This window comes from Schwartzia succinivorans DSM 10502, from assembly GCF_900129225.1.
Lineage (GTDB): Bacteria > Bacillota > Negativicutes > Selenomonadales > Selenomonadaceae > Schwartzia > Schwartzia succinivorans.
Genome location: NZ_FQUG01000015.1, coordinates 1 through 25,639, shown reverse-complemented (window position 1 = coordinate 25,639; position 25,639 = coordinate 1). Strand labels below are relative to the sequence as shown.

Annotated in this window: 28 protein-coding genes; 24 read left to right on the top strand and 4 right to left on the bottom strand. The window is 47.9% G+C overall.

Going from position 1 to position 25,639, the window contains the following annotated elements:
- The first annotated feature begins 102 nt into the window (after nucleotides 1–102).
- From BUA83_RS12085 to lysS, 14 genes are all read left to right on the top strand, one after another.
- Nucleotides 103–1,077, top strand: coding sequence for a biotin--[acetyl-CoA-carboxylase] ligase (locus BUA83_RS12085; protein ID WP_072936538.1), 975 nt, complete (start codon nucleotides 103–105; stop codon nucleotides 1,075–1,077).
- A 55-nt stretch (nucleotides 1,078–1,132) separates the two neighbouring features.
- A complete protein-coding gene (locus BUA83_RS12080) occupies nucleotides 1,133–1,915 on the top strand; it encodes a type III pantothenate kinase (RefSeq protein WP_072936537.1) in 783 nt (260 codons plus the stop codon).
- Nucleotides 1,912–2,901: a tRNA dihydrouridine synthase DusB gene (gene dusB / locus BUA83_RS12075; RefSeq protein WP_072936536.1), complete on the top strand. Its 990-nt coding sequence runs from the start codon at nucleotides 1,912–1,914 to the stop codon at nucleotides 2,899–2,901. The genes BUA83_RS12080 and dusB overlap by 4 nt, the downstream gene beginning before the upstream one ends.
- Nucleotides 2,898–4,310: an aminopeptidase gene (locus BUA83_RS12070; protein WP_072936535.1), complete on the top strand. Its 1,413-nt coding sequence runs from the start codon at nucleotides 2,898–2,900 to the stop codon at nucleotides 4,308–4,310. Before dusB ends, BUA83_RS12070 begins: the two co-directional genes overlap by 4 nt.
- A gap of 133 nt (nucleotides 4,311–4,443) precedes the next feature.
- The gene (locus tag BUA83_RS12065) at nucleotides 4,444–5,610 is read left to right on the top strand and encodes a cation diffusion facilitator family transporter (RefSeq protein WP_072936534.1); all 1,167 of its coding nucleotides are present in this window, start codon (nucleotides 4,444–4,446) and stop codon (nucleotides 5,608–5,610) included.
- Between the two features lie 151 nt (nucleotides 5,611–5,761).
- Nucleotides 5,762–6,358 carry a hypothetical protein gene (locus tag BUA83_RS12060; protein WP_072936533.1) on the top strand — a complete coding sequence of 199 codons (597 nt, stop codon included), beginning with the start codon at nucleotides 5,762–5,764 and terminating at the stop codon, nucleotides 6,356–6,358.
- A gap of 146 nt (nucleotides 6,359–6,504) precedes the next feature.
- Nucleotides 6,505–7,155 (top strand): hypothetical protein, encoded by a 651-nt coding sequence (locus tag BUA83_RS12055; protein WP_072936532.1) that lies wholly within the window; start codon nucleotides 6,505–6,507, stop codon nucleotides 7,153–7,155.
- Complete coding sequence (locus BUA83_RS12050; protein ID WP_072936531.1) at nucleotides 7,155–8,078, top strand: YitT family protein; 924 nt, start codon at nucleotides 7,155–7,157, stop codon at nucleotides 8,076–8,078. Before BUA83_RS12055 ends, BUA83_RS12050 begins: the two co-directional genes overlap by 1 nt.
- A complete protein-coding gene (gene ade / locus BUA83_RS12045; RefSeq protein ID WP_072936530.1) occupies nucleotides 8,071–9,795 on the top strand; it encodes an adenine deaminase in 1,725 nt (574 codons plus the stop codon). The genes BUA83_RS12050 and ade overlap by 8 nt, the downstream gene beginning before the upstream one ends.
- A 14-nt stretch (nucleotides 9,796–9,809) precedes the next feature.
- Nucleotides 9,810–10,541, top strand: coding sequence for an MBL fold metallo-hydrolase (locus tag BUA83_RS12040; RefSeq protein WP_072936529.1), 732 nt, complete (start codon nucleotides 9,810–9,812; stop codon nucleotides 10,539–10,541).
- Nucleotides 10,538–11,104, top strand: a complete 567-nt coding sequence (locus tag BUA83_RS12035) for a peptidylprolyl isomerase (protein WP_094756632.1) — start codon at nucleotides 10,538–10,540, stop codon at nucleotides 11,102–11,104. Before BUA83_RS12040 ends, BUA83_RS12035 begins: the two co-directional genes overlap by 4 nt.
- Nucleotides 11,101–11,358, top strand: a complete 258-nt coding sequence (locus BUA83_RS12030) for a GIY-YIG nuclease family protein (protein ID WP_072936528.1) — start codon at nucleotides 11,101–11,103, stop codon at nucleotides 11,356–11,358. Before BUA83_RS12035 ends, BUA83_RS12030 begins: the two co-directional genes overlap by 4 nt.
- A 164-nt stretch (nucleotides 11,359–11,522) precedes the next feature.
- The gene (greA, locus tag BUA83_RS12025) at nucleotides 11,523–11,999 is read left to right on the top strand and encodes a transcription elongation factor GreA (RefSeq protein ID WP_072936527.1); all 477 of its coding nucleotides are present in this window, start codon (nucleotides 11,523–11,525) and stop codon (nucleotides 11,997–11,999) included.
- A gap of 66 nt (nucleotides 12,000–12,065) precedes the next feature.
- Nucleotides 12,066–13,958: a lysine--tRNA ligase gene (gene lysS / locus BUA83_RS12020; protein WP_072936547.1), complete on the top strand. Its 1,893-nt coding sequence runs from the start codon at nucleotides 12,066–12,068 to the stop codon at nucleotides 13,956–13,958.
- Between the two features lie 70 nt (nucleotides 13,959–14,028).
- Here lysS and panB read toward each other — a convergent pair whose 3' ends face one another.
- The 3 genes from panB to BUA83_RS12000 form a co-directional block, all read right to left on the bottom strand.
- A complete protein-coding gene (panB, locus tag BUA83_RS12015; RefSeq protein WP_072936526.1) occupies nucleotides 14,029–14,856 on the bottom strand; it encodes a 3-methyl-2-oxobutanoate hydroxymethyltransferase in 828 nt (275 codons plus the stop codon).
- 27 nt (nucleotides 14,857–14,883) lie between these two features.
- Nucleotides 14,884–15,747: a Rossmann-like and DUF2520 domain-containing protein gene (locus tag BUA83_RS12010; RefSeq protein ID WP_072936525.1), complete on the bottom strand. Its 864-nt coding sequence runs from the start codon at nucleotides 15,745–15,747 to the stop codon at nucleotides 14,884–14,886.
- Between the two features lie 511 nt (nucleotides 15,748–16,258).
- The gene (locus BUA83_RS12000; RefSeq protein WP_072936523.1) at nucleotides 16,259–16,723 is read right to left on the bottom strand and encodes an Lrp/AsnC family transcriptional regulator; all 465 of its coding nucleotides are present in this window, start codon (nucleotides 16,721–16,723) and stop codon (nucleotides 16,259–16,261) included.
- 153 nt (nucleotides 16,724–16,876) lie between these two features.
- Between BUA83_RS12000 and BUA83_RS11995 the strand changes: the two genes are divergently transcribed.
- The 9 genes from BUA83_RS11995 to BUA83_RS11955 all read left to right on the top strand — a co-directional run bounded on the left by BUA83_RS11995 (nucleotide 16,877) and on the right by BUA83_RS11955 (nucleotide 24,327).
- Nucleotides 16,877–17,716, top strand: a complete 840-nt coding sequence (locus BUA83_RS11995; RefSeq protein ID WP_072936522.1) for a DUF4392 domain-containing protein — start codon at nucleotides 16,877–16,879, stop codon at nucleotides 17,714–17,716.
- A gap of 44 nt (nucleotides 17,717–17,760) precedes the next feature.
- Entirely contained in the window at nucleotides 17,761–18,627 is an 867-nt protein-coding gene (locus BUA83_RS11990; RefSeq protein ID WP_072936521.1) for an aminotransferase class IV, read from the top strand.
- A 41-nt stretch (nucleotides 18,628–18,668) separates the two neighbouring features.
- A complete protein-coding gene (gene pxpB, locus BUA83_RS11985) occupies nucleotides 18,669–19,364 on the top strand; it encodes a 5-oxoprolinase subunit PxpB (RefSeq protein ID WP_200796078.1) in 696 nt (231 codons plus the stop codon).
- A complete protein-coding gene (locus tag BUA83_RS11980; protein ID WP_072936520.1) occupies nucleotides 19,361–20,311 on the top strand; it encodes a 5-oxoprolinase subunit C family protein in 951 nt (316 codons plus the stop codon). Before pxpB ends, BUA83_RS11980 begins: the two co-directional genes overlap by 4 nt.
- Nucleotides 20,312–20,341: 30 nt before the next feature.
- The gene (locus tag BUA83_RS11975) at nucleotides 20,342–21,127 is read left to right on the top strand and encodes a putative hydro-lyase (protein ID WP_072936519.1); all 786 of its coding nucleotides are present in this window, start codon (nucleotides 20,342–20,344) and stop codon (nucleotides 21,125–21,127) included.
- Between the two features lie 18 nt (nucleotides 21,128–21,145).
- On the top strand, nucleotides 21,146–21,916 hold the full coding sequence (locus BUA83_RS11970) for a LamB/YcsF family protein (RefSeq protein WP_072936518.1): 771 nt from the start codon (nucleotides 21,146–21,148) through the stop codon (nucleotides 21,914–21,916).
- A 55-nt stretch (nucleotides 21,917–21,971) separates the two neighbouring features.
- Nucleotides 21,972–23,420 carry an alanine/glycine:cation symporter family protein gene (locus tag BUA83_RS11965; RefSeq protein ID WP_072936517.1) on the top strand — a complete coding sequence of 483 codons (1,449 nt, stop codon included), beginning with the start codon at nucleotides 21,972–21,974 and terminating at the stop codon, nucleotides 23,418–23,420.
- 108 nt (nucleotides 23,421–23,528) lie between these two features.
- A complete protein-coding gene (locus BUA83_RS11960) occupies nucleotides 23,529–24,026 on the top strand; it encodes a nitroreductase family protein (protein ID WP_072936516.1) in 498 nt (165 codons plus the stop codon).
- A 31-nt stretch (nucleotides 24,027–24,057) separates the two neighbouring features.
- Nucleotides 24,058–24,327: a hypothetical protein gene (locus BUA83_RS11955; protein ID WP_072936515.1), complete on the top strand. Its 270-nt coding sequence runs from the start codon at nucleotides 24,058–24,060 to the stop codon at nucleotides 24,325–24,327.
- Nucleotides 24,328–24,373: 46 nt separating this feature from the next.
- Here BUA83_RS11955 and BUA83_RS11950 read toward each other — a convergent pair whose 3' ends face one another.
- On the bottom strand, nucleotides 24,374–25,222 hold the full coding sequence (locus BUA83_RS11950) for a deoxyribonuclease IV (protein WP_072936514.1): 849 nt from the start codon (nucleotides 25,220–25,222) through the stop codon (nucleotides 24,374–24,376).
- A 259-nt stretch (nucleotides 25,223–25,481) separates the two neighbouring features.
- Here BUA83_RS11950 and BUA83_RS11945 point away from each other — a divergent pair.
- On the top strand, nucleotides 25,482–25,639 hold a 158-nt coding region (locus BUA83_RS11945; RefSeq protein WP_200796076.1), incomplete at its 3' end, for a transposase.

The window sequence follows — 25,639 nt, the reverse complement described above, 5'->3', positions numbered from 1 at the left end:
AGCCCCTTTTTCTTGATTCTGGGCGGTCTTTGTTCTATTATATAGGAGTTAGGTTAACCGTTAACCTTTTTAAACGAACATATTTGCAGGAGGAGATGCCTTATGAAGGGAAAAATCCTTGAGCTTTTGAGGAAAGCAGGTGATTCATACATATCCGGCGAGGAAATCGCGCAGGGGCTTGGCGTGTCAAGAACGGCGGTTTGGAAGCATATCCAGGCGCTGAAGGAAGACGGGTATGATATAGTGAGTCATTCCCACAGCGGTTATTCGCTGAAGGAATCCCCGGATCTTCTTCTGTCGGAGGAAATAAAGCCGCTCCTGCATACGAAGATAATCGGTAAAAAGATTGTGCATTTTGATAAGGTAAGCTCGTCAAATGACGAAGCAAAAAAGCTGGCTCTTCAGGGAGCTCCTGACGGGACTGTAATTGTGGCGGAGGAGCAGACAGGAGGGAAGGGAAGACTTTCCCGCGGCTGGTTCTCTCCAAAGTACAAGGGAATATGGTTCTCAATGCTTCTGCGTCCCACATTTCTTCCTCAGGAAGCGCCGAAATGTACGCTGATGACAGCAGTTGCTCTCACGCGTGCAATAAGAAAATTCGGTGTCGATGTGGGTATTAAATGGCCTAATGATATTCTCTACAACGGTAAAAAGCTGGACGGAACCCTGACTGAGATGAACGCGGAAATGGAGAGGATTCATTACGTTATCATCGGAACAGGGCTTAATGTAAACATACTTCCGGAGGATTTTCCGGAGGAGCTTCGGGATATCGGAATTTCACTGCAGTCCATCAAGGGGGAGCGTCTTGCACGTGTGCCCCTCTTTGCGGAGATTCTCAACGCAATGGATGAGCTGTACTGCGAGGTACTGGAGCACGGTTTTTCAAAGGTGCTTGATGAGTGGCGGAAATATTCCGTGACACTCGGGCAGGAAATAAATGTAATCGGAGTCAAGGAAACATACGCCGGTGTCGCGGCTGACATAGATGAGGACGGAGCGCTTCTGGTAGATACGCCTAAGGGAAGAACCCGTGTGCTGGCAGGAGATGTATCCATCCGCCCAAGAAATAAGTGAACCTGTACTTCAAATATTGTAAAAATCCCTGCTTACGCAGGAATGGAGGAAAATTATGCTTTTAGTATTTGATATCGGCAACAGTAATATAGTGCTCGGTACATATGAAGGAAAGAAGCTCGTACGCCATTGGCGCATTTCAACGGACCGTCAGAAGACCGGCGATGAATACGGAATGCTCATAAATAATTTGTTCCGCTTTCAGGGCATCCGTATGTCAGACATCGAGGCAATTATAATTTCTTCGGTTGTGCCGCCTCTTGTTGTGCCCCTTGTAAAAATGTGTGAACGCTACTTCCGCATTCATCCGCTGGTGGTAGGCCCCGGCATCAAGACCGGAATCCGTCTGAAATACGAGAATCCAAGAGAAATCGGTGCAGACCGTATCGTAAACTCCGTAGGAGCTTATGACCAGTACGGCGGACCTCTTATCGTAGTGGATATCGGTACTGCTACAACCTTTGATGTTGTTGCTGAAAACGGTGATTACCTCGGCGGCGTAATTGCTCCGGGAATAGGTATTTCCTCGGAGGCTCTTTTCCAGAGAGCAGCCCAGCTTCCCCGTGTAGCTCTTGTTACCCCTAAGACAGTTGTCTGCCGCAACACAATATCTGCGATGCAGTCGGGTGTAATTTTTGGATTTGTTGGTCAGATAGATGAGATTGTGCGCCGTATAAAGGCGGAGATGAAAATGGAGATGCGCGTAGTCGCAACAGGCGGTCTTGCCCGCATGATTTCCCGTGAGTCGAAAACCATTGACAAGGTGGATAATTTCCTCACACTTACAGGACTTCGCGTACTTTATGAGCGCAATCTTCCGGAGCCTAAGAAAGAATGAAAATAGGAAATCTTGATTTTCCGGTGCCGGTATTTTTGGCACCGATGGCAGGCGTTACGGATACTCCGTACTGCGTGCTGGCCCGTGAGATGGGCTGTGCTATGGTATATTCCGAGATGGTAAGTGTCCTCGGAATCAATTTCAGAAACGAAAATACCTGCAATATGCTGAAAACAGTTCCTGAAGAGCGTCCTCTTGCCATGCAGCTTTTCGGAGCTGAGCCTGGTCCGGTGGCAAAGGCTGCGGCTTATGTCGAGGAACTGGGCTGTGCCGATGTCATTGATTTTAATATGGGCTGCCCTGCCCCAAAAATCGTAAAGAACCGTGCAGGCTCGGCACTGCTCCTTGATCCTGAGAGGGCACAGGCAATTCTCACAGAAATGCGAAAAGCTGTAAAGATGCCGGTTACTGTAAAAATGCGTATCGGCTTTGATGAAAACCATATCAACGCTGTGGAAATGGCAAAACGTGCAGAGGCGGCAGGTGTTGATGCCATTGCTGTTCATGGAAGGACACGGGAGCAGTATTACAAGGGACACTCGGACTGGGATATGATTGCAAAGGTCAAAGAAGCTGTGTCCATTCCTGTCATCGCAAACGGGGATGTCCGTACAACGGACGATCTGGCGCGTATATTCCGTCAGACGAAATGTGACGGGGTTATGATAGGACGGGCTGCACAGGGAAATCCATGGATATTCAGGACATTTCATGAGTTTTTGACCACCGGGACTGTGCCGCCGCCTCCAACCTTGGAAGAGCGCGGCGCGCTCATAATGCGCCATCTTGATATGCTGGTAGAATGGAAGGGAGACTATATAGGCTCCCGTGAGATGCGAAAGCACGCCACCTGGTATACAAAGGGATTGAAGGGTGGAGCTTTCCTTCGTGAGGCATTTAACAGGGCCGAAACGCGGGAGGATTTTTCCCGTATTGTTCATGATATGATTTCTCGTGGAGAAGAACAGAAAGAGGGATTGCGATGAGCAAAGAAAAAGAAGCAAAAAAAGAAAAGAAAGAGAAAAAATCTGTATGGCTTTCTTACTTGGACAAGGAAAAGAAGGAGCTTGAAAAGCTCAGCAGCGGATATATTGATTTTCTGTCGAACTGCAAGACTGAGCGTGAAAGCGTAGCCGAGACAATCCGTCTTGCGGAGAAGGCCGGTTACAAAGAACTCAGAGCTGCAACCAAGGGTGGTAAAAAGCTCCATGCAGGAGACAAGGTTTACGTCGCAGGTATGGGAAAGACAATTGCTCTTTTCAACCTTGGACAAGCACCTCTCGACCAGGGACTCTCGATTCTCGGAGCCCATGTGGATACATGCCGCCTCGACTTAAAACAGAATCCTTTGTACGAGGATTCCGGGCTTGCTTACTTTAACACACATTATTATGGCGGCATCAAAAAATATCAGTGGGTTGCTCTGCCGCTTGCCATTCACGGCGTTGTCGTCAAAAAGGATGGTACAAAGTTAGAGATTGTCGTCGGTGAAAAAGAAAATGAGCCTGCCTTCTGTGTTACGGACCTTTTGATTCATCTCGCTCAGGAGCAGATGACCAAAAAGGCTGATAAGGTAATCGAGGGCGAAAACCTTGATATACTCGTTGGTTCGCTGCCTCTTGAGGGAGAGGAAAAGGACGCTGTAAAGGCAGGAGTTCTTTCAATACTTAAAGAAAAATACGATATCGAGGAGGATGATTTCGTATCAGCGGAGCTGACTATGGTTCCTGCAGGCCGAGCAAGGGAGCTTGGCTTTGACAAGAGCCTTATCCTTGGATATGGACAGGATGACCGTGTCTGCGCATACACTTCCCTTTATGCCATGCTCGAAATGAAGGACGTGGAAAAGACAGCAGTCTGCCTTCTCGTGGATAAAGAAGAAATCGGAAGCGTGGGAGCTACAGGCATGCAGTCCCGTTTCTTTGAAAACGCGCTTGCCGAGGTCATGAACGGAATAGGACAGTACAGCGATCTTACTATGCGCCGCTGTCTTGCAAACTCCAAAATGCTTTCCTCCGATGTAAGCTCCGGATATGATCCGCTCTACGCAAGTGCATTTGATAAAAAGAATGTGGCTTATCTTGGCGGCGGCATGGTGTTCAATAAATACACCGGCTCCCGTGGCAAGTCAGGCTCCAACGACGCAAACGCGGAGTATCTCGGAGAGCTTCGCGGAATCATGGACAAGCATAATGTCCGCTTCCAGACGGCGGAGCTCGGAAAGGTTGACCTTGGTGGCGGCGGAACCATCGCCTACATCATGTCCCTCTACGGGATGCAGGTAATTGACAGCGGCGTTGCTGTCGTCTCTATGCATGCTCCCTGGGAGGTTACCAGCAAGATTGACCTTTACGAGGTAATGAAGGGTTATAAGGCTTTTCTGAAAGAAGCTTGACAAAACAATGAACAGATTGTAAAATTAATTAAATTTATAAAAGGATGCCTTCCCTGCGACAGCAGGGGAGGCATTTGTGCTTTTTGTCGTAGACTGTCATTGACTTTCATTATCAGAATAAGGAGAACTATTTATGGATGCTATTGTAGAAAAGCTTCTCCCCGGACTGGAGAACATGAATGATTCGGGAACAAGAGAAAAAATGGGAATGCGCGTAAGCGTTATCGGTATTATAGCAAATCTTATGCTGTGCACCGCAAAGCTGATTATTGGTTTCGTAAGCGGATCTATTTCGGTTATTGCCGATGGTCTCAATAACCTGTCGGATGCCGGCTCGGGCGTTGCAATGCTGTTCGGATTCCGTATGGCTGCAAGCCCTGCGGATCCTGAGCATCCCTTCGGCCATGGCCGGGTGGAATATCTCAGCGGTCTTTTCCTGGCAGTTGTGATAATAATTGTTGGCTTTGAGCTTCTCAAATCCTCCGTTGAGAAAATTATTTCGCCGGAGGCAATAGCGGTAGATGCGGTGACTGCGGGAGTGCTTGTTCTTTCCATTGTCGGCAAGCTTGTGCTATCGGAATTTTATTTCAGGGCGGGACGCCGACTTAATTCCGCAACGATTCACGCGGCAGGAGTGGACAGCCGTTCTGACTGCCTTACCACGGCAGTCGTTCTCGCAAGCGTTCTTGTGTATGAGCTGGCAGGAGTAAACATTGACGGTATCGCAGGCGCGCTGGTATCGCTCTTTGTTCTTTACAGCGGATGGGAGGCTGCCAACGGAACTATTCAGCCGCTTTTGGGAGAGGCCCCTGATCCTGAGCTTACCACGGGAATAAAATGCATGACGCTCGCAACAAAATCTATCGTCGGAGTTCATGACCTCATAGTTCATAACTACGGACCGGGGCGTGTTTTTGCTTCGCTTCATGCAGAGGTTCCTCACACCATGAACATTATGGAAGCGCACGAAATTATTGACGATTTGGAGCAGCGCATCGCAGAGAAATATAATCTGAATGTCACTGTGCATATGGACCCGATTGTTGTGGATGATCCTGAGACGAACGCATTCCGTCTTTTCCTGACGAATGTTCTGCAGGCGGTGGAGACAGGACTTACCATGCATGACTTCCGGATGGTTACGCTCACAGAGGGACGCCGCCGTCTTCTCTTTGACGTTGTTGTTCCGCATAAAACATATCTCTCGGATCAAGAAATCCGCAAAGTGATTGAGCAGCAGCTTGAGACCTCACATCCGGGAGTCGAGGTCGATATACATTTCGACCATCAGTACTGCTGAAACTTAAAGACATCTGTTCGTTTTAAAAATATGCGTTCAGATGTCTTTTTTTGTTTAATTTTCTTTGAGCAAAGCAGGATTTTTCAAAGCAATGTCGAAATACTTGAAGCAGGCAAGTTGAAGGAGAATATATTTGAGGGGATGAAGAAAGATGAATTTCAAAAAAACAGTGGCTGCGTTTGCTCTTTCTATGATGATGATGGCGAGTGCTTCGGCTTCAACTACGCTTTCGGGTACAATACATCTGGCTCCGGCAGGGAGAAACGGAGTTGCAGTGAACTCACCTGACCGCAGTATAACAGGAGTGGCATGGGGTATCGGTGGAAGCTCCAAGGGCCGTACTGCAAGACTGGCGACACTGCAGCTTATTGCAATGGACATTGACATGAAGTCGATTCCGCATAAGGATATTGATGCATGGTATCATGACGGTGTTGCACCGGAGGGATATCCTATTTTCATAACGAAATCCGCTGAGGATGGAACGTATTCCTTTGAGGATATTCCGCAGGGTTCATACTATCTTTTGATTATTGCTCCGGGACAGCTCAATAACTGGGAAAAGCCGTTGTCTCAGAAAAAGGCAGAGGAGAAGCTCAAGCATTATCTGCCTAACTGGGATGCTTTCAGCCTGCTGACACTCGGCATGAACGATTATACGATAAAGGAAGTCAACATTCTGAAGGGCGTCAATATGACGGTGGATTATGATTTCAACGAGTCTCCGCTCAAGAGCCTCAGCAAGTAATATTATGACGGTGAAGCCGCCTGCATTTTACGATGCAGGCGGTTTTTTGTGCGGAAAAAGTTTTGTACAGTCACTCTTTTTTCAAATTACAGCAGTATAAAAATATGTGGTATAATTTTACAGATGAGAATAAGGAGTGGTCTTTAATGAAACGAATTTTTATGCTCATGCTCTGCATGATGCTTTTTGCGGTGCCGGCAATGGCAAAAGAAAAACAGGCAGGTCTTCTTCCGGAGGATTTCGGAAGCCGTGGTATTCTGCTCGGTGAGACGGTGACGGAGGAGCAGATGACCAAAGCCTTCGGAGCTCCGCTTTTTGACAATGAAATAAGTGTGTATGGAGTACATGTACGCTACTATCAGTTCAGGAAAAACATTAAGGTAGGTATCCGTATGAAGGATAATACGGTTTGCGATATCGTCATCAAGGATGAGGATTATGTAGGCCGTGATGGAGTGCGCTACGGCGCAACTCCGTATAAAATCGAGCATACCTACGGCAAATGTGAACGTACTCTGATTGAGGGACAGACATGGTATATTTACCATAACGAAAAGAATCCCAAGGAAAAACTTATGCTGGAAATTCTTGCAGGAGTTTACACGATGCAGTCCTGGAGGATAACGAGTCTGCCGCTGACAATTGATGAAGCGGAAGAGGAAGAGGATTGGGAAAGCCGTGACCTCGATGCTATCGAAATGCGTAATCAGGGCATTGATGTAACCGCTATTGAAGCGCGGAACCGTGCGGAAGAAAATAATCCTGATGAGCGTTGGAAGAAGGGAGCGCGTAAGTAATGAACGGCAGGCATCTGCTGCGTGCGCTCGGTATTGTTCTCGGATGTCTGATATCGAGCAGTTCAATAAATCTTTTCTTGATGCCGAACCATCTTTTGTCGGGTGGACTCACGGGTATCGGTATCATAGTTTATTTTATGACGGGCGGACTTCCCGTCGGCGCGCAGGTGCTTGTCTATAACCTGCCGCTCCTTTTTGCTGCATTCAAGACATTGGGGCGTGAATATATTGTTGATGTCATTTTTGGCACTGTAATGTTTTCGGTATGTCTTGATGCAACACATTTTTTGAATGATTACGCTCCTGTGCATGATACCATGCTGGCGGCTGTTTTCGGCGGTGTGTTTAACGGTATAGGTTACGGTATCATATTCCGTATGAACGGAAGTTCAGGAGGACTTGATATAGTAGCCGCGATTATTAAAAAATATTATTCGCTTAATATGGGCGGTGTCATTTTTGCATTTAACTGCGTCATAATGGCAGCCTCTGCTGTGATGTTCGGTGTAGTTCCTGCCATGTACACGCTTATTTCGATGTTTATGAGCGGTACGCTCACGGATAAGGTAGTGGCAGGCTTTAACCATAGAAAGGTTGTAATTCTGATTTCTGACCGAACACGCGTAATCGCGGAGGGAATACTGAGTGAGGTGGGACGAGGAGTAACCTTCCTTGATGGTGAGGGTGCATTTCTGCATAAGAAGAAACAGGTGCTGTTCGTTGTGGTGAGTCTGACGCAGATTGCCCGTATAAAGGATATAGCAAACGCAATAGACCCGCAGTCACTGATGATTGTTATGGACGCCAGTGAGGTTATGGGGCGCGGCTTCACGCTCCCGGGTATTCGGCTTGAGGAAATGCTGAGGGAGAGGCAGGAGCGTATGAAAGAAGAAAGAAAAAAGCTGGGGGAAGAAAATGATTAAGGATTTGAAGCGTTTTGTCAGAGTTGCGAGGGGCGTTGAGCCGGCGGAGCTTGTCATAAAAAACGCCAAGGTGTTCCGCTCTCTTCTGGGTGATTTTGTGGACGCGGATATTGCAATAGACCAGGGACATATCGCAGGCATCGGAAAGTATGAAGGAAGGGATTATGTTTACGCTGCAGGTCAGTATGCGCTTCCGGGATTTATAGATGGACATGTTCATATCGAAAGCTCTATGCTGAGTCCTGCAGAGTTCGCCCGTACGGTTGTGCCTCTGGGAACTACCTCGGTGGTTACGGATCCCCATGAAATAGCAAATGTAGCAGGAATCGAGGGAATACGTTATATGATGGAGGCGGCGAAGCACCTTCCTCTTTCAATATATTTTACCCTGCCGTCCTGCGTGCCTGCTACGCCGCTTGAGGACAGCGGTGCTGTTCTGACAGCGGAGGATCTTTCGGAACTTCTTGATGAGCCTGGTGTACTTGGCCTTGCCGAATTTATGAATGTACCTGGGGTTCTTGAGGGTGATGATGAGGTATATAAGAAACTCACTATGCGTGAAAACCTCCTTATCGAAGGGCACGCTCCGGGAATTCTCGGAAAAGACCTTATGGCGTATGCTGCGGCAGGTGTATGCTCCGACCACGAATGCGTTTCGTCTGAGGAGGCTGTTATACGTCTTGCTGCAGGTATTGATGTTGAAATACGGGAGGGGACGGCCGCAACAAACTTTGAAGCGATTCACGGCGTCATAAATGACCGCACTGTATCACACTGCATGTTCGTTACCGACGATCGTCACCCGGCTGACCTCATTTCACGCGGTCATATCAACTCCATAGTACGGAGTGCCGTCGCAGACGGTATCCCCGTACATCAGGCAATCATAATGGCAACGCTTTCGCCTGCCCGTCACTTTGGACTTCGTGACTGCGGAATGATTGCGCCCCGTTACCGTGCGGACTTTGCACTCTATGAGGATTTGGTGCATTTCGTACCTTCAGCGGTGTTTGAAAGCGGCGTTCTTGTGGCTGAGAACGGTAAGCTCAGAGTAAACATGCCAAAGCGTGTTCCGCCTGTTATTCTTGACTCGGTGCATCTGGCTGAGATATCAAAGAAAAATCTTGAAATTCCCCTTTCAGGGACAAGGGCAAATGTTATCGGACTTATTCCGCATCAGCTTGTTACGGAAAAACGCGTCATTGATGTGACTGTAAAGGACGGCTTTGCCATGCAGGAGCCTGAGCGGGATATATTGAAGCTTGCTGTGTTTGAGCGTCATCACGCGACGGGGAAATCGGCCTGCGCTCTTCTGCAGGGCTTCGGACTGATGAGAGGCGCCATTGCATCGACGGTCGGTCACGACTCACATAATCTTATTGTTATCGGTGCAAACGATGACGACATGCTGGCAGCAGCTCATGAAATCGAAAGGATTCACGGCGGAGTTGCAATTGTCGAAAACGGGAAAGTGCTTGGCTCGCTTCCTCTGCCTATAGCAGGTCTTATGGCTGACGGAGATGCGGAGACTGTATCATACCAGGCGGCGGAGCTGGTACAGACCGCGCGCAGTCTTGGAGTCCGGAAGGACTATGACCCTCTTATGACGCTGGCATTTATGAGTCTTCCTGTAATCCCTGCCCTGAAGCTTACTGACAGGGGACTGGTGGATGTTGAACAGTTCAAAATAATACCTGTTGACGCAGAAAAAGAATGAGAAGGGAGAAGGCGATGGACAAGCTTGAAATCACCTATCTTTTGAACAGCGGATTTTTTGTGCGCCTCGGTGATGTCGGCATTGTGTTTGATGATTATCAGGACCCGACAGGAGCCGTCGACGCGGCGCTCCCTGAGCTGAGTGAATTATACATTTTCGCATCCCATGCGCATTTTGACCATTTTAATCCGGCAATACGCCGTTATGAAGGAAACGCAAAGTATTTTTTCCTTTCAAGTGATATCCGTCTTCTTCCGGCTGCAAAGCAAATGCCGGAAAGCAAGACAATATGGCTTGACACATATGACAGCTATGAGGATAATGGTATCTGCGTGACATCCTATGATTCAACGGATGCAGGAACGTCATTTCTTGTTGAAAAAAACGGTTGGCGTATTTTTCATGCAGGAGATTTTAACTGGTGGCATTGGGAAGGCGATACGGAGGAAAATAACGGCTTCGCCCGCAACGGATTCAAAAAACAGATGAAACGCCTTGAGGGGCTTGAAGCCGATGTTGCGTTTTTTCCTGTCGACGGACGTCTTGGCGCGGCACAGCCCTACGGAGCGAAAGAATTCTGTGCGCGGACCGAAACAAAGGCACTGGTTACGATGCACAGCGTAGGCTATCCGAGATGGAAGCCTTCTGATGATTTCTTTTTGCCCGGAAAAGAAATACCTGTTTGGTCGCCTGTTGAGTCAGGAGAGAGACGGTTATTGATACCGGGAGGAGGATTCACTGAATGAAAAAAATGTTACTTATTGCGATGGCAGTCATGATGTGCATAGGTGTGGTCTGCGTCGCAGCACAAACAGGAGGAGAAAGAAAAGTGGTAAATCGTATTGCAGTATTCAAGACAAACATGGGAACATTTGAAATCGAGCTGGCTGAGGATAAAGCACCTCAGACAACAAAAAACTTCATCGACCTTGCAGAAAAGGGCTTTTACGACGGCCTCATTTTCCATCGCGTCATTGATAACTTCATGATTCAGGGCGGCGACCCGACAGGCACAGGAATGGGCGGCCCGGGCTACAAGATAAAGGACGAGTTTCATAAGGACCTCCGCCATGACAGCGAGGGTGTTCTCTCCATGGCAAACGCGGGTCCGAACACAGGCGGCTCCCAGTTCTTCATTACACTTGCTCCGACACCGTGGCTTGATGGTCATCATGCTGTATTCGGAAAGGTCATCAAGGGAATGGACGTAGTTCATAAGATTGGTTCCACAAAATGTGACTTCGCTGACCGTCCGCTTGAAAAGGTCGTCATGGAGACGGTTACTATCGTCACTCCGGAAGAAAAGTGACAGCCTATACCTATATCCTGCGGTGTGCTGACGGTACGCTCTATACTGGCTGGACGAACGACATAGAGAAGCGCCTTGCGGTTCATAATGCAGGCAAGGGAGCCAAGTACACAAAGCCAAGGCTTCCTGTGGAGCTTGTTTACTTTGAGACACATGCGACGAAGGAAGAAGCTATGTCAAGGGAGTACGAGATAAAACAGCTCACGCACACGCAGAAAGAAATGCTCATTGCGTCGCGTCCTGACCTGCGTTGACAAGAAAATAGAAAATATCTATAATATATTAGTATTAAAGCGAATGCGGGTGTCAGGGAAATCCTCTGACACTCGTTTCGGTTTGCCCTGTTTTCAGGGGATTCAGTGCAAAATCATGTTTCTTTTGAGACATAGCAGCAAAGCAATAAAGGAGAGTATGACCCATGGCAGACCAGAAGATCATGTTGACAAAAGACGGCCTCAAAAATCTTGAGGACGAACTCGAAAACCTTAAAACAGTCCGACGCAAAGAAGTAGCAGAGCGCCTCAAAGAAGCTATCGCTCTCGGAGACCTTTCGGAGAACTCGGAGTATGATGACGCGAAGAATGAGCAGGCATTTATTGAAGGCCGTATTCAGGAGCTCACAGTAAAACTTCGCAACGTCGAACTCATTCCTGAGGACAAGAAAAAGAAAAGCGTTGTTTCTATCGGCTGTCATGTTATAGTACGCGACCTTGAGTTTGAGGAAGACCTGGAGTATGCACTTGTTGGTTCTGCCGAGGCAGATCCGGCAAACGGCAAAATCTCCAATGAATCCCCGGTCGGTGCAGCAATTCTTGGACACAAGGTCGGTGAGACTGTTGCAGTTCATGCGCCGGCAGGAGTCCTCGAATACAAGATTATGAAGATCAAGAAATAAGGGGTAAGACAAGTGGCAAATAACGAAAACAAGAATCAGCCGCAGGGGGAGCAGGACCTCAATGAGATGATGCAGCTCCGCCGCGATAAGATAAAGACATTTGAAGAAATGGGAGTTGTACCCTTTGGCCACCGATATGAAGTCACTCACCACACGGAGGATATCCGGGTAAAGTTTGATGAGCTTGAGGGTGAGGAGGACGGTCCGATTGTGAAGCTGGCAGGCCGCCTTACTGCAAAACGCGGTCACGGCAAGGCAAGCTTTGCCGAGCTTCTTGACGTAGAAGGTAAAATCCAGCTCTACTTCAAGATTGATGTACTCGGTGAAGAAAAATATGCCCAGTACAAGCTTCTTGATATCGGAGACATTATCGGTATTGAAGGACGTGTATTCAAATCCCAGCGCGGTGAAATCACAATTCGCGTCGAAAGCTTTGACCTGCTTTCCAAATCCCTTCGTCCATTGCCGGAGAAATTCCATGGACTTAAGGATGTTGACCTCCGCTATCGTCAGCGCTATCTCGACCTTATCGTAAATCCTGAGGTTCGTGATACATTCCGCAAACGTACGCGCATTATTCAGGAAGTCCGCCGTTATCTCGATGAACGCGGCTATCTCGAGGTTGAGACGCCTGTTCTTTCCACGATTGCAGGCGGTGCAGCGGCCCGTCCGTTTATTACACATCACAATACTCTGGATATTGACCTGTATCTGCGTATTGCAACCGAGCTTTCTCTGAAACGCCTTGTTGTCGGAGGACTTGAGCGCGTTTACGAAATCGGCCGCGTATTCCGCAACGAGGGTATGGATGTCCGTCATAATCCGGAATTTACATCCATTGAGTTCTATCAGGCATACGCTGATTACGAGGAAATGATGGATCTCACCGAGGGTATCGTCGTTGATGCAGCAAAAAATGTCCTCGGTACGACGAAAATCACCTATGAAGGTACGGAAATTGACCTTGCGAATGTCCGCCGTATCAGCATGAACGACGCAGTCAAGGAAGCAACGGGCAAGGATTTCTTAAGCTGCAAAACAGTTGAAGAGGCCCGCGCTATGGCTGATGAAATCGGCGTAAAATACGAAGAACGCCACGGCATTGGCGGAATCCTCAACGAAGCATTTGAGGCAACAGTTGAGGAGAAGCTCATTCAGCCTACATTTATCACACAGCATCCGACGGAAATTTCTCCGCTTGCGAAACGCAATCCGGAAAATCCGATGGTTACAGACCGTTTTGAGTTCTTCATCTACGGACGTGAGCTGGCAAACGGCTTTACGGAGCTCAACGACCCGATTGACCAGCGTCAGCGCTTCGTCGACCAGATGAAGCAGCGTGAAGCAGGCGACGATGAAGCTCATGTAATGGATGAGGATTTCGTAACAGCTCTTGAATACGGACTTCCGCCTACAGGCGGTGTCGGCATCGGCATTGACCGTCTTGTAATGCTTCTTACAGACAGCTCATCAATCCGCGATGTTCTTCTCTTCCCGACGATGAAACCGCTGGCTTCGGATAAGAGCGCACAGAGTGCGGCACGTGCTGCAGCTCCTGCTGCTGAAAAAGCACCTGAGCCGATTGACTTCTCCAAGGTTGAGATTGAGCCGCTCTTTGCGGACATGGTTGACTTTGAGACCTTCTCGAAATCTGATTTCCGTGCTGTTAAGGTAAAGGCATGCGAGGCTGTCAAGAAATCCAAGAAGCTTCTGCAGTTTACGCTTGATGACGGAACGGGCACAGACAGAACAATTCTTTCCGGTATTCATGCCTTCTATGAGCCTGAAGAGCTTATCGGAAAAACTCTGATTGCTATCGTTAATCTGCCACCGAGAGCTATGATGGGCATTGACTCCTGCGGTATGCTTCTCTCCGCTGTTCATAAGGAAGAAGGCGAAGAAAAGTTGCACCTCCTGATGGTGGATGACCACATCCCGGCAGGCGCAAAGCTTTACTGATTGAATAACGAAATAAAAAAACAGGATTCCAGAAAATGGAATCCTGTCTTTTTATATCTATATGTAGTAATCAGTAAAGCCGCTCAAGGACTTCATCGTCGATTTTGAAGCTGTGGGCTTCATCAGGGAAGGTGCTTGCCTTGACCTCTTCATCATATTTTTTGAAGGCTGCCTGCATCTGGCTTCCAAGCTCAGCAAAGTGCTTAACGAATTTTGGTGTGTAGTCGCTGAAGAGTCCCAGCATATCCTGATAAACGAGAATCTGACCGTCGCAGCCTGCGCCGCCGCCGATGCCTATGGTCGGGATGGTGAGCTTTTTCGTAATCAGCTCAGCAAGCTTTGCGGGGACACATTCAAGCACAACGGAAAACGCGCCCGCTTCCTGTACTGCGAGAGCATCCTCAATCATCTGCTTTGCAGCGGCTTCGCTCTTGCCCTGGACGCGGTTGCCGCCGAGAGCATTTACGGACTGCGGTGTCATGCCGAGGTGAGCCATAACAGGGATGCCCGCGGAGGTAATTGCTTTAATCTGCGGACATACGGAAGCACCGCCTTCAAGCTTAACGGCATTCCCTCTGCCTTCCTTCATCAGTCTGCCTGCATTCATGACTGCCTGCTCAATGGAAACCTGATAGGACATGAACGGCATATCAATAACCACCATTGTATCGTGGCAGCCGCGGGATACGGCACGGCCGAATGTAATCATGTCCTCCATGGTTACGGAGAGTGTGTCAGGAAGTCCCAGCATGACATTTCCAAGTGAATCTCCAACCAGAATCGCGTTGATGCCTGCTGCTTCCTCAAGCTTAGCCGTTGAGTAATCATAGCAGGTAAGCATTGAAATTTTTTCTCCGTTTTCCTTCATCTTGGCAAATGTTGCGACTGTGTTCTTCATTAAGTTCATCCTTTCTGTCGGAGCAGTTCAAATTTTTTCTGTCTCCGCATTGATAAAGTTTTCTATGGACGAATAATCCCTGGATGGATGCTTTTCCTTTGCAGTTTTTAAAAGCTTTTTTGACAGAAGGAGATAAAGCAGCTTGTCTTCACTGCAGTCAAGGACCTTGAGATGCTTCTCAATAGTTCCTTTATCTCCTCTTTCAACGGGACCTGTTAGAGCATTAGCGGGGCCGCTTTCAGCAGTCTGTCTTGCATTGCCCAAAAACAATGGTACAAGTGCCTGACGGGCTGTATCCTGAGAGAAACCGCATTCCGTCAGGAGATGCTGACTTTGTGCAAAGAGAGCAATCACTTGATTGCTGGCAATAGCGGCGGCGCAGTGGTATTTTACCTTGGCATCAGCAGGAATACACTGCACATTGAGACCGGCAGTCTTCAGCCATTCCCGAAATTCTTCACGCTTTGACTCGGTGCCTTCGAGCGTAAAAAAAACATCCGCCAGCTGCCTGTAAGAGTCGTAACGGCTGCTTACTGCAATCAACGGATGTACGGAAAAACCTGCGGCACCATGCCGCTCTATATCGCTGAATACTGACTCTGCGGTCAGTGCTCCACTGCAATGACAAATTATTTTTCCTCGAATATCTTCCTCGCAGACTGCCGCGTAAGTATCGGCAATCGCACAATCGGTAACAGTCAGGAACAACACATCACTATTCGCAACAAGCTCGCTTCGATTTTCGTAAGCGGCTGAGCTCGTAAATGCTGCTGCTTCTTTTGCCGATTGAAAATTACGGCTGTAGTAGCCTGTAACCTCCAAACCATGCTCACAGAAATATTTTCCTAACGAAAAGCCAACTTTCCCGGCTCCAATAAAACCAATCTTCATAACATCACCTCACTCGGGTGATGTGCTGTTCTGAGCCCAAAGGGAATTTATTCAAAGAAATGCAGTACAGTTCCCACATCCGGAATACCGTCCATTGTTTGAATTTACCATAGTATAAGGGAAATGTCAAAATATTCCGAGGCAGATGGCAAATCGGTATTCTAACGTAAAAAAAGAGGGATTCAGTGAGTGTTTTTTCATTCCTTTGATATGGAAAATCAAGTTTATATTTGGGGGCAGATTTTACAAATGAATTGTATACAAAATATAAAGACAGGATTTTCTCAAGAGGAATCCTGTCTTTATAGTGTGAACAAAAGCTTTGTATACAGTATAACGATTAATAAAATTAAGTTAATGAGTAAAAATATAAATGATAATGAAGTTTAGAAGGGAAAAAAGTTAAGTATAACAGAATACTTATATTTTCGTTGTTATTTATACAACAGGGGTATATAATGCGAAACATAAAGAGGCAGAGACGCCTTGTGTTTACTGGCGCTGCCTGCTTTTATTTTGGCGGTATCTCACTTATGGTCGGACCACGATGCTCGATGACTGTTGAAAATACAATCTGCGTCTTGGTTTTACCGAACTTCTGCAGCTCGTTGAGGAAAGCATCCAGCTTTTCCGTACTGGGAAAGACCGCTTCGAGCAGCATGGAGTAATCACCTGTAACGAAGTTGCATCCGATAACACAGTTCTGACTGCGGATGAACGGGTAGAAGGTGTCCTTATCCATCTGATGGACCTCAAGATTTATGAAGGCCTTGATGTGGAAGCCGAATTTCTTGTTATCTACGATAGCGTGAAAGCCGGTTATGTACTGTGCGTCGATGAGCCGCTGTATGCGCGCTGATACGGCGGGGGAGGAAAGAAAGACCTGACGGGCTATCTCCTTTAATGGGGTTCTCGCATCCTGCTGCAGTATTTCTATGATTCTGTAGTCAATATGATCAGGCTGGTCGCTTTTCATTTATATCCCTTCCTAACAGTTTAATGAGACATGGTCTACCATTAAAACTTAATTTTATTAAGTTTAGCGGGAGATTAATGACACTGCTATGCTATAATACTTAAATTTATTATAACACAATATGGATGCGGATAAAATTCGGGAGGGAGATTCATGGAAAGCATTGAAGACATCATCTTGCGTCATTCGAAGCGTGGGATGCTGAAGCTGAAGGATCATATGGAGGAATCCTACTGTGAGCTGGCTGCACGGGAAATTTTGTCCTGGGAGCCCGGAGTTATCTTTTTGACAACAGGGTTCTACGTTGCAGGTTATCCGGAGACTGATGGTCCTGTTGGTACGGTCGTTCTTGCGAAGGCACTGAAGAAGCTTGGCTGGGAGCCGGTTATTGTCACTGACAGCGCATACACGGTACTGTTCACGATCAGAAACATCGCGGTGGTTCCGGTAGATGTAAATACGACCAAGGACGAGTTCAGGAATATTATTACGCGCTATCGCCCTGTAGGAATGATTTCGGTAGAGCGTTGCGGTATCAACACGCGTGATGATTACGAGAATATGCGCGGCAAATCCATTAAAGAGCATAATGCTCCGACTGATATTTTGTTCGAGCTTGCTCCGGAATATTCCATACGAACTGTTGGTGTCGGCGACGGAGGAAATGAAATCGGAATGGGCTGTATGGCTGATGTTATCCAGCGCGAGCTGAGCCTTGTTCCCTGCCGTGTTACGGTTGACCGCCTTGTTATTGCCAGCGTTTCCAACTGGGGCGCATACGGCATCACAGCATATCTTTCTATCCTCAGCGGGCTTTCGCTTCTTATGCCCTATGATGATATCAATTCCTATCTCGCACAGACAGTAGAGATTGGAAGCGTAGACGGTGTGACACATGAGAGAGTACCGCATGTTGACGGTTTCAGTGAGGATATTGAAAAGGAAATTGTGGACGCTCTTCATGCGGAGGTACGTCAGAGAATTTCCTGCTGACAAACAAAATTCAAAATTCAAAACAAACCTGGAGGCATTATATAATGAAAAACCTTGGATACTACAACGGAAAAATCGGTGAACTTGAGAGCATGACAATCCCAATGAACGACCGTGTTCATTGGTTTGGTGATGGTGTGTATGATGCAGGCCCGAGCCGCAATTACAATATCTTCGCTCTTGATGAGCATGTTGACCGTTTCTTTAACAGCGCTGCTCTGATGGATATTGTTATGCCGGTCACTAAGGATGAGCTGAAGGAGCTTCTCCAGAAGCTGGTTCTTATGGTGGATACGGGAGATTTGTTCGTGTATTATCAGGTAACGCGCGGCACGGGTATCCGCAACCACGCTTTCACGGAAGGCCCGGGCAACCTCTGGGTTATGCTTGTCCCGGCAACTGTTTCTGACGGTACTGAGCCGATTCAGGTAATTACGGAAGAAGATAAACGTTTCCTATACTGCCATGTCAAGACTCTGAACCTTCTGCCGTCTGTTCTTGCTGCAGAGCATGCAAAGAGAGCAGGCTGCAAGGAGACAATCTTCTATCGTCATGGCGGACGCGTTACAGAGTGTGCACACAGCAACTGCCACATTCTGAAGGACGGCAAGCTCTTCACTGCACCGACGGATAACATGATTCTTCCGGGTATTGCAAGAGCACACCTCATCCGCAAATGCAAGGAGCTCGGCATCGCGGTAAGCGAGACACCGTATTATCTGAAGGATCTCATGGAAGCAGACGAGATTCTCGTAACCAGCTCCTCGAACTTCTGCCTGCGTGTTGACCATGTAGATGGAAAACCGGTTGGAGGCAAGGCTCCTGAGCTTTATGAAAAGATTCGCAAGGCTGTTGTTGATGAATTCCTTGAAGCCACCAATAAACCTGTTTCTGAGAAAGCTGAGTCCTGAGAGATGCAGACTTTCAAGGGAATGAATCGGGGGCGGAAGTAATGGAAATGAGAATCATGCCGGAGGGAGACCGGGCGCTTGTTGTGGATTTCGGAGAATATATCGACGAAGCTGTAAACGACGCGGTTAATGCTTTGGCAGGGAAGATTCGGAAGCATCAGTTTGAAGGTGTTGAGGAGATGATTCCGACCTTCAGATCCCTCCTGATTTTGTTTGACCCGAAGCGCACTTCAATGAGGGCTTTGCGTGAGGGTATTGAAAAGCTTGATTTGACTTCATCGGCTGAGGAGAAAAAGGAAAAGAGGATACTTCGCATTCCCTGCTGCTACGGAGGGAAATATGGGGAAGACCTTATTGATATGGAGAAGGTAACTGGGCTGTCCCGTGAGGAGATTGTAAAAATTCACTCAGGAACAGATTACCGTGTCTACATGCTGGGATTCCTTCCGGGCTTTGCCTACCTTGGCGGACTGGATGAAAGGATTGCCGCACCGCGTCTCAAGACGCCGCGGCTTTCTATCCCTGCCGGCTCGGTGGCTATCGGTGGCAATCAGACAGGTGTATATCCGATTGCTTCTCCCGGAGGGTGGAGAATTATAGGCTCGACGCCTATCGAATTTTACAACCCGAACCGTGAGGAACCGATTCTGTGCAAGGCAGGAGATTACATCCGTTTCGTACCTATCGGGGAAGACGAGTACGATGAGATTCGTGAGCATCCGGAGGCGTGGGCATGAGCATTCGTATATTGTCACCCGGTGGACTTACGACAATTCAGGACAGAGGCCGCTTCGGATATCAGAGCAGCGGAATACGGCCCTGCGGAGTCATGGACACAGATGCCTATGAAGCAGCAGTAGAGCTTGCCGGAGGCGGAGCTGCTGTTCTTGAAATGACGATGCTGGGTGTATCGCTGGAGTTTCAGTCCCGTATGATTTTTGCGCTGACGGGAGCTGACATGAAGGCAACTCTTGATGACATTCCTGTACCCCGCTACAAGAGAGTCGGAGCTTGCCCCGGACAGGTGCTTAAGATAGGAGCAGCCATGAGCGGCTGCAGAGGGTATCTTGCTTTTTACGGAGGCATTCAGGTGCCCGAGGTAATGGGCAGCCGTTCCACAGATATGAAGTGTCATATCGGAGGTCTTGAGGGACGCCCGTTAAAGAAGGATGATATCCTTGAAGTTATCGAGCCTGATGAGAAGACATTCTCAAAGCTTCTGGCGGAAGGGAAAGAGCTTGAGCCTGTTACATATACCTCTAACATAAAGGTTCGTGTTATCCCGGGTCCTCAGGATGATGCCTTTACAGAAAAAGGCTGGCATGATTTTTTGAACTCAGATTATGAAATAACTCCGGACAGCGACCGCATGGGTCTTCGTCTGGCAGGGCTGACGATTGAAAGCAAATCGGGCACGGATATTGTTTCTGACGGTATCGTGTTTGGTTCGATTCAGGTAACGGCAGCCGGAAATCCAATAGTACTGATGGCTGACCATCAGACCACCGGAGGATATGCAAAGATTGCAACAGTGCTTTCACTTGACCTTCCAAAGCTTGCTCAGGCTCGTCCCGGAGATAAGGTGAGATTTGAGAAGATTACGGCTGAGGAGGCTCAGACACTCCACAGACCGCCATCCTTTACCGAGAGGCTGCTGCAGGGTTTGAAAAGTATCTTTGGATGAATCCGGCTGGAAGAAAAGAGGGTATATCACATGGATTATGGAGCAATGACACCTGCGGAGGTGCGCAGACTCATACGAAAAGGAGAAATCACATCACAGACCTCAGGAATGTGCAGAGGGTATGCACAGGCAAACCTCGTAACGATTCCGAGGGAAAATGCTTATGATTTTCTTCTTTTTGCACAGCGCAACCCGAAGCCCTGTCCTATTCTTGAGGTCAGCGACACAGGTTCCAGAAAGCTTCATCAGATAGCAGAGGACGTGGATATTGCGAAGGATTTTCCGAAATACCGCGTCTATAAAAAAGGCGAACTCGCAGGAGAATATACGGATGTCTCGGAACTTTGGAGAGATGATTTCGTCAGCTTTCTTATAGGCTGCAGCTTCTCCTTTGAGAGCGACCTTTTGGCAGCGGATGTTCCTGTACGTCAGATAGAGGAAGGCTGCAATGTTCCTATGTATCGTACAAGCATCCCATGCGTGCCTGCAGGGATTTTCAAGGGGAATATGGTTGTTTCCATGCGTCCGATTCCTCATGAACTCGTTCCAAAGGCTGTGCTTATTACGGGGCAGATGCCGAGAGTACACGGAGCGCCTGTTCATATCGGCACACCTGAGGCAATCGGGATAAATGATTTGCAGCATCCGGATTACGGCGATATGGTTACCATAAAGGACGGAGAGGTTCCTGTGTTCTGGCCCTGCGGAGTAACACCGCAGAACGTCATAATGGAATCAAAGCCCGAATTCGTAATTACACACGCGCCGGGACACATGCTCATAACGGATGTAAAGAATGTTAATCTTAAATACTAAGGGCAGGAGGTGAAGCGAATGGATAAGGTTGATTTGAACTGTGACATGGGCGAAAGCTTTGGAAATTATACCTGCGGTATGGATGGAGACATCGCCGAATATATTTCCTCGGCAAACGCTGCCTGCGGATTTCATGCAGGCGACCCTCTGGTTATGGAGAAAACAGTAACTCTTTGCAAAGATAAAGGTGTTGCCATAGGAGCACATCCGGGATTTCCCGACCTTGTGGGCTTTGGAAGGCGGCAGCTTCAGACAAGTCCTGCTGAGCTTCGGTCCATGGTTATGTACCAGGTCGGAGCGCTTAAGACCTTCTGCGAGGCCGAGGGGATTAAGCTGCAGCATGTCAAGCCCCACGGAGCCATGTACAACATGGCAGGAAAGGATGAGGCAATGGCCGAGGTTATCTGCAAGGCTGTTAAGGCAGTGGATCCATCGCTCATCCTGATGGGAGGCTCAGGCTCGAAGCTTCTTGCAGCTGCAAAGGATGTCGGTCTCCGCGGCGCCAGCGAGGTATTTGCTGACCGCGCATACGAGGAGGACGGCTCTCTGGTAGCGCGTTCGAAGCCTGGCGCCATGATTACAGATGAAGACGAGGCCATCGCCCGTGTCATTTCGATGGTTAAGAACCATACAGTGAAAGCTGTCACGGGAAAAGAAATCGAGGTACAGGCAGACAGCGTATGCCTGCACGGAGATTCCATGAAGGCTCTTGTTTTTGCAAAAAAAATAAGTCAGGCACTAAAGGAAAACGGTATAAGCATCGTCTCCTTAAGGGAGGTGATTGCTTGACGAAAACAGTCGGGTTATGGGAGAGGCTATATAGTATGTGAAAGGGGTCTTTAAAATGGATGTATCAAAGCTACTCGCGGATGTTAACAATTTTGTGTGGGGACCGGTTATGCTGGCTCTGCTCGTTGGAACCGGTATATTTTTAACAATTCGGTTGAAATTCCTTCCATGGAGAAATCTCGGTTATGCAGTTCAGATGATTTTCCGTCAGAAAAACAAACATGAGGGAGATATTTCCCCGTTCCAGTCCCTTATGACGGCACTTTCCGCTACAGTGGGAACAGGTAATATCGTCGGTGTATCTACCGCTATGGTACTCGGTGGACCGGGTGCTCTGGTGTGGATGTGGATAAGCGCGGCGTTCGGTCTTTCCACTAAATACGGTGAATCTGTTCTCGCCGTCAAATACCGCGAGACGAACAGCGTTGGTGAAATGGCCGGTGGTCCGATGTATGCAATGAAGCACGGTATCAGCAACAAGTTCATCGGAAGCACGATGGCAGCGCTGTTTGCAATCTTTGTTGTTCTTTCCTCTTTCGGCATTGGTAATATGACGCAGGCTAATTCCATTGCTTCGGCACTTTCGTCAAGCTACGGGATTCCGACCTGGGTGGCAGGCGCTGTCATCATGGTGGCATCCGTTTCAATCCTTGTCCGTGGTATTCACAGCATTGGCAAGGTATCCAGTGTTATCGTTCCTACGATGGCAGTATTTTACTTCATCGCAGCAATGGTCGTTATCATTGTTAATATCTCTGCTATTCCTGCAGGTGTTGCTGAAATGTTCCGCATGGCATTCTCCTTTGATGCGGTTGCAGGCGGCGTTGGCGGTTCTATTATAGCTTCCATGCTGACCTCCATGCGCTGGGGTGTTGCCCGTGGTGTATTCTCCAACGAGGCAGGCCTTGGCTCTGCTCCGATTGCGGCAGCCGCAGCACGTACGGACCATGCATCCCGTCAGGGCTATGTAAACATGACAGGAACCTTCTTTGACACGATGATTGTCTGCATGCTCACAGGTCTTGTTATTGCATCCACAGGAGTACTCGGCACCGTAGACCCCGCGACCGGCAAACTGGTATCGGGTGCACAGCTTACGATTCTTGCTTTCAGCAGCGTTTTTGGCGATTATGCAAAGCTTATCGTTTCCATCGCGCTTTCACTGTTTGCTTTCTCGACGATTCTTGGTTGGGAATACTACGGTGAAAAAGCACTTGAATATCTTATCAAGAACCGTAAGGTTATTATGAGCTATCGTGTTATCTTCGGTCTCATCACGTTCATCGGCGCTACGACGACACTTGAGGTCGTATGGAACTTCTCCGATACGATGAACGGTCTCATGGCTATTCCGAACCTCATCTGCCTGCTCTGGCTCAGCAATGATATTGCGAAAGAATGCTTCGAGTATCAGGAGGCAGTCGTTGTCCGTGAGAAAAACGGTGAGGACGTAGATTACTGCGCAGAAACTGATGAAATTGAAGCTGCGCATCAGAGAATCTGAAGCTGAATAGGTTTATGAAGAAAAGAATCCTGCATTAAAGCAGGGTTCTTTTTTTATCTGCTCTTTGGTAAAATAGAGTGCGGAGAATAAGAAAGGCAGGGATATCTGATGGATGCAATTTTTTCGAGAAACAGCGTTAGAAAATTTACTGAAGAGATGCCGTCAGAGGAACAGATAGAGCGGCTTTTACGCGCGGCGATGGCGGCACCATCGGCAAAGAACCAGCAGCCCTGGGAATTTTTCGTAGTAACGAATAAGGACTGCCTGCAAAAGCTTTCCGAGGCGACACCCTACAGCATGTGCGTGAAAAACGCGCAGGCCGCTTTTGTTCTCGCGTCCAGGCGTGATGGAATAATCGCCCCGGAATTCCGGGACATAGATATGGCAATCGCGTCGGAAAATATTCTTCTGGAGCTTGAGGCACTGGGACTTGGCGGCGTGATGATTGGCGTGAGTCCGATAAAGGAAAATATGGAGCATGTGAGGGATGCGCTTAAAATGAAGGATGAGCTTATTCCTTTTACTATAATTCCATTCGGATATCCTGAGAAAAGACGTCCGCTGGAAGACCGCTATGATGTATCAAGGATTCACTATGTAAAATAATAATAAACAAATAAATTTTGGAGGAAAAAGAATGGAACTCAATTTGGAAATGATGTTAAAGCCGGAAACTATGAAAACCCGCGACGAGGCAATGGAAGGATTAAGGATGCTGTGCAAGATGGCATCGGACAAGATGACTGACCAGGAAATCGAAGCATCACTTCACGCTGTTACAGAGTATCTTACACAGGCGGCAAATGACTGCTATGACAGAGGCATGCGTGACGGAATTAAATTCGGCGCAGAGGAAGCCATGAAACAGATGGCGGCTCAGGCGGAACAGGCAGAACAGACAGAATAAAATAAATGGCATCGGCTTTGGCGCCGATGCCATTTTTGCTTTTTGATTAATCCTGTGGATTCCAACGTTTTCTAAGAAGGGAAATCTCCTTCGCATAGCCGTCATTGTCATTTGGGGTTTCGAGAATGAATGGCAGACGGCAGAGTACAGGGTGATTGATGACTGCTGTCAGCGCGTCAAGTCCGATAACTCCCTCGCCGATACGGGCATGCCTGTCCTTGTGACTGGAACGGGGATTCATGCTGTCGTTAAGATGAATCGCCTTCAGACGGTCAAGACCTATGATATCATCGAATTCCGCTATCACATCGTCGAGATGGGCTACAATATCGTAGCCTCCGTCCCATATGTGGCAGGTATCAAGACATACACCTACATGGTCCTGAAGCTCCACGCGCTCCAGAATAGCAGCTATTTCCTGAAAGGTTCGTCCAATCTCTGTTCCTTTTCCTGACATGGTCTCAATAAGGACGGTTGTATGCTGGCTGGGCTTTAACACGAAATTCAAAAGGGCTGCACAAAGCTCAATACCTGTCTGAACGCCCTGACCGACATGACTCCCCGGATGAAAGTTGTAAAAATTTCCCGGTGTTGTTTCAAGACGCTTAAGGTCGTCTGCCATCGTCTCACGGGCAAAGGTACGAAGTGTGTCCTTTGCTGCGCAGGGATTAAGTGTGTATGGCGCATGGGCGACCAGCTTCGCTATGCGGTGCTTTTTAGCGAAGGCAAGAAAATCCTCTATATCCTTATGGTTCAGCTCTTTTGCTTTTCCACCGCGCGGATTGCGCGTGAAAAAGGCAAAGGTATCCGCTCCGATTGAAACGGCTTCCTCGCCCATAGCAAGATAGCCTGCAGATGACGAAAGATGGCATCCGATTCTGAGCTGTTCCTTCATACTTCTATATCTCCTCCATTACTTAGTTGTATTATTATAACGCATTCGTTCTGGTTTTGCCAGTGGCAAAACTTCCTTTGTCAGCGTTTCAACAGAGCTGAAACAGCTCTGTTATAACGCATTATTGGTAGCCGAATAGGCGATATTAAACCACCAGCTATGCTGGTGGTAAGTAAAAATTTCTTTTAGTAAAAAACCTCCTATGCTACAATCTGCGTGGTCTGGCAACCGCGGAGAAAAAGTATAGGAGGTTTTGTCGATGAACGACGTGAAAAGTTTATCACATAGCAAATGGCGTTGCAAATATCATATTGTTTTTGCACCAAAGTATCGTAGACAGGCAATTTATCGCCAGTTAAAACAAGATGTAGGAAAAATCTTGAGAGATTTGTGTGAACGCAAAAAGGTTAAAATTAT

Coding starts and splice junctions, on each gene's coding strand:
- BUA83_RS11995 (WP_072936522.1), top strand. CDS start 16,877: ATGGAAAGCATTGAAGACATCATCTTGCGTCATTCGAAGCGTGGGATG.
- BUA83_RS11960 (WP_072936516.1), top strand. CDS start 23,529: ATGGATGCAATTTTTTCGAGAAACAGCGTTAGAAAATTTACTGAAGAG.
- lysS (WP_072936547.1), top strand. CDS start 12,066: ATGATGCAGCTCCGCCGCGATAAGATAAAGACATTTGAAGAAATGGGA.
- dusB (WP_072936536.1), top strand. CDS start 1,912: ATGAAAATAGGAAATCTTGATTTTCCGGTGCCGGTATTTTTGGCACCG.
- BUA83_RS12035 (WP_094756632.1), top strand. CDS start 10,538: ATGAAAAAAATGTTACTTATTGCGATGGCAGTCATGATGTGCATAGGT.
- BUA83_RS11950 (WP_072936514.1), bottom strand. CDS start 25,222: ATGAAGGAACAGCTCAGAATCGGATGCCATCTTTCGTCATCTGCAGGC.
- BUA83_RS12080 (WP_072936537.1), top strand. CDS start 1,133: ATGCTTTTAGTATTTGATATCGGCAACAGTAATATAGTGCTCGGTACA.
- BUA83_RS12000 (WP_072936523.1), bottom strand. CDS start 16,723: ATGAAAAGCGACCAGCCTGATCATATTGACTACAGAATCATAGAAATA.
- BUA83_RS12070 (WP_072936535.1), top strand. CDS start 2,898: ATGAGCAAAGAAAAAGAAGCAAAAAAAGAAAAGAAAGAGAAAAAATCT.
- ade (WP_072936530.1), top strand. CDS start 8,071: ATGATTAAGGATTTGAAGCGTTTTGTCAGAGTTGCGAGGGGCGTTGAG.
- BUA83_RS11970 (WP_072936518.1), top strand. CDS start 21,146: ATGGATAAGGTTGATTTGAACTGTGACATGGGCGAAAGCTTTGGAAAT.
- BUA83_RS12050 (WP_072936531.1), top strand. CDS start 7,155: ATGAACGGCAGGCATCTGCTGCGTGCGCTCGGTATTGTTCTCGGATGT.
- BUA83_RS11955 (WP_072936515.1), top strand. CDS start 24,058: ATGGAACTCAATTTGGAAATGATGTTAAAGCCGGAAACTATGAAAACC.
- BUA83_RS11975 (WP_072936519.1), top strand. CDS start 20,342: ATGGATTATGGAGCAATGACACCTGCGGAGGTGCGCAGACTCATACGA.
- panB (WP_072936526.1), bottom strand. CDS start 14,856: ATGAAGAACACAGTCGCAACATTTGCCAAGATGAAGGAAAACGGAGAA.
- BUA83_RS12085 (WP_072936538.1), top strand. CDS start 103: ATGAAGGGAAAAATCCTTGAGCTTTTGAGGAAAGCAGGTGATTCATAC.
- BUA83_RS11965 (WP_072936517.1), top strand. CDS start 21,972: ATGGATGTATCAAAGCTACTCGCGGATGTTAACAATTTTGTGTGGGGA.
- BUA83_RS11980 (WP_072936520.1), top strand. CDS start 19,361: ATGAGCATTCGTATATTGTCACCCGGTGGACTTACGACAATTCAGGAC.
- BUA83_RS12065 (WP_072936534.1), top strand. CDS start 4,444: ATGGATGCTATTGTAGAAAAGCTTCTCCCCGGACTGGAGAACATGAAT.
- BUA83_RS12055 (WP_072936532.1), top strand. CDS start 6,505: ATGAAACGAATTTTTATGCTCATGCTCTGCATGATGCTTTTTGCGGTG.
- BUA83_RS12060 (WP_072936533.1), top strand. CDS start 5,762: ATGAATTTCAAAAAAACAGTGGCTGCGTTTGCTCTTTCTATGATGATG.
- greA (WP_072936527.1), top strand. CDS start 11,523: ATGGCAGACCAGAAGATCATGTTGACAAAAGACGGCCTCAAAAATCTT.
- pxpB (WP_200796078.1), top strand. CDS start 18,669: ATGGAAATGAGAATCATGCCGGAGGGAGACCGGGCGCTTGTTGTGGAT.
- BUA83_RS12040 (WP_072936529.1), top strand. CDS start 9,810: ATGGACAAGCTTGAAATCACCTATCTTTTGAACAGCGGATTTTTTGTG.
- BUA83_RS12010 (WP_072936525.1), bottom strand. CDS start 15,747: ATGAAGATTGGTTTTATTGGAGCCGGGAAAGTTGGCTTTTCGTTAGGA.
- BUA83_RS11990 (WP_072936521.1), top strand. CDS start 17,761: ATGAAAAACCTTGGATACTACAACGGAAAAATCGGTGAACTTGAGAGC.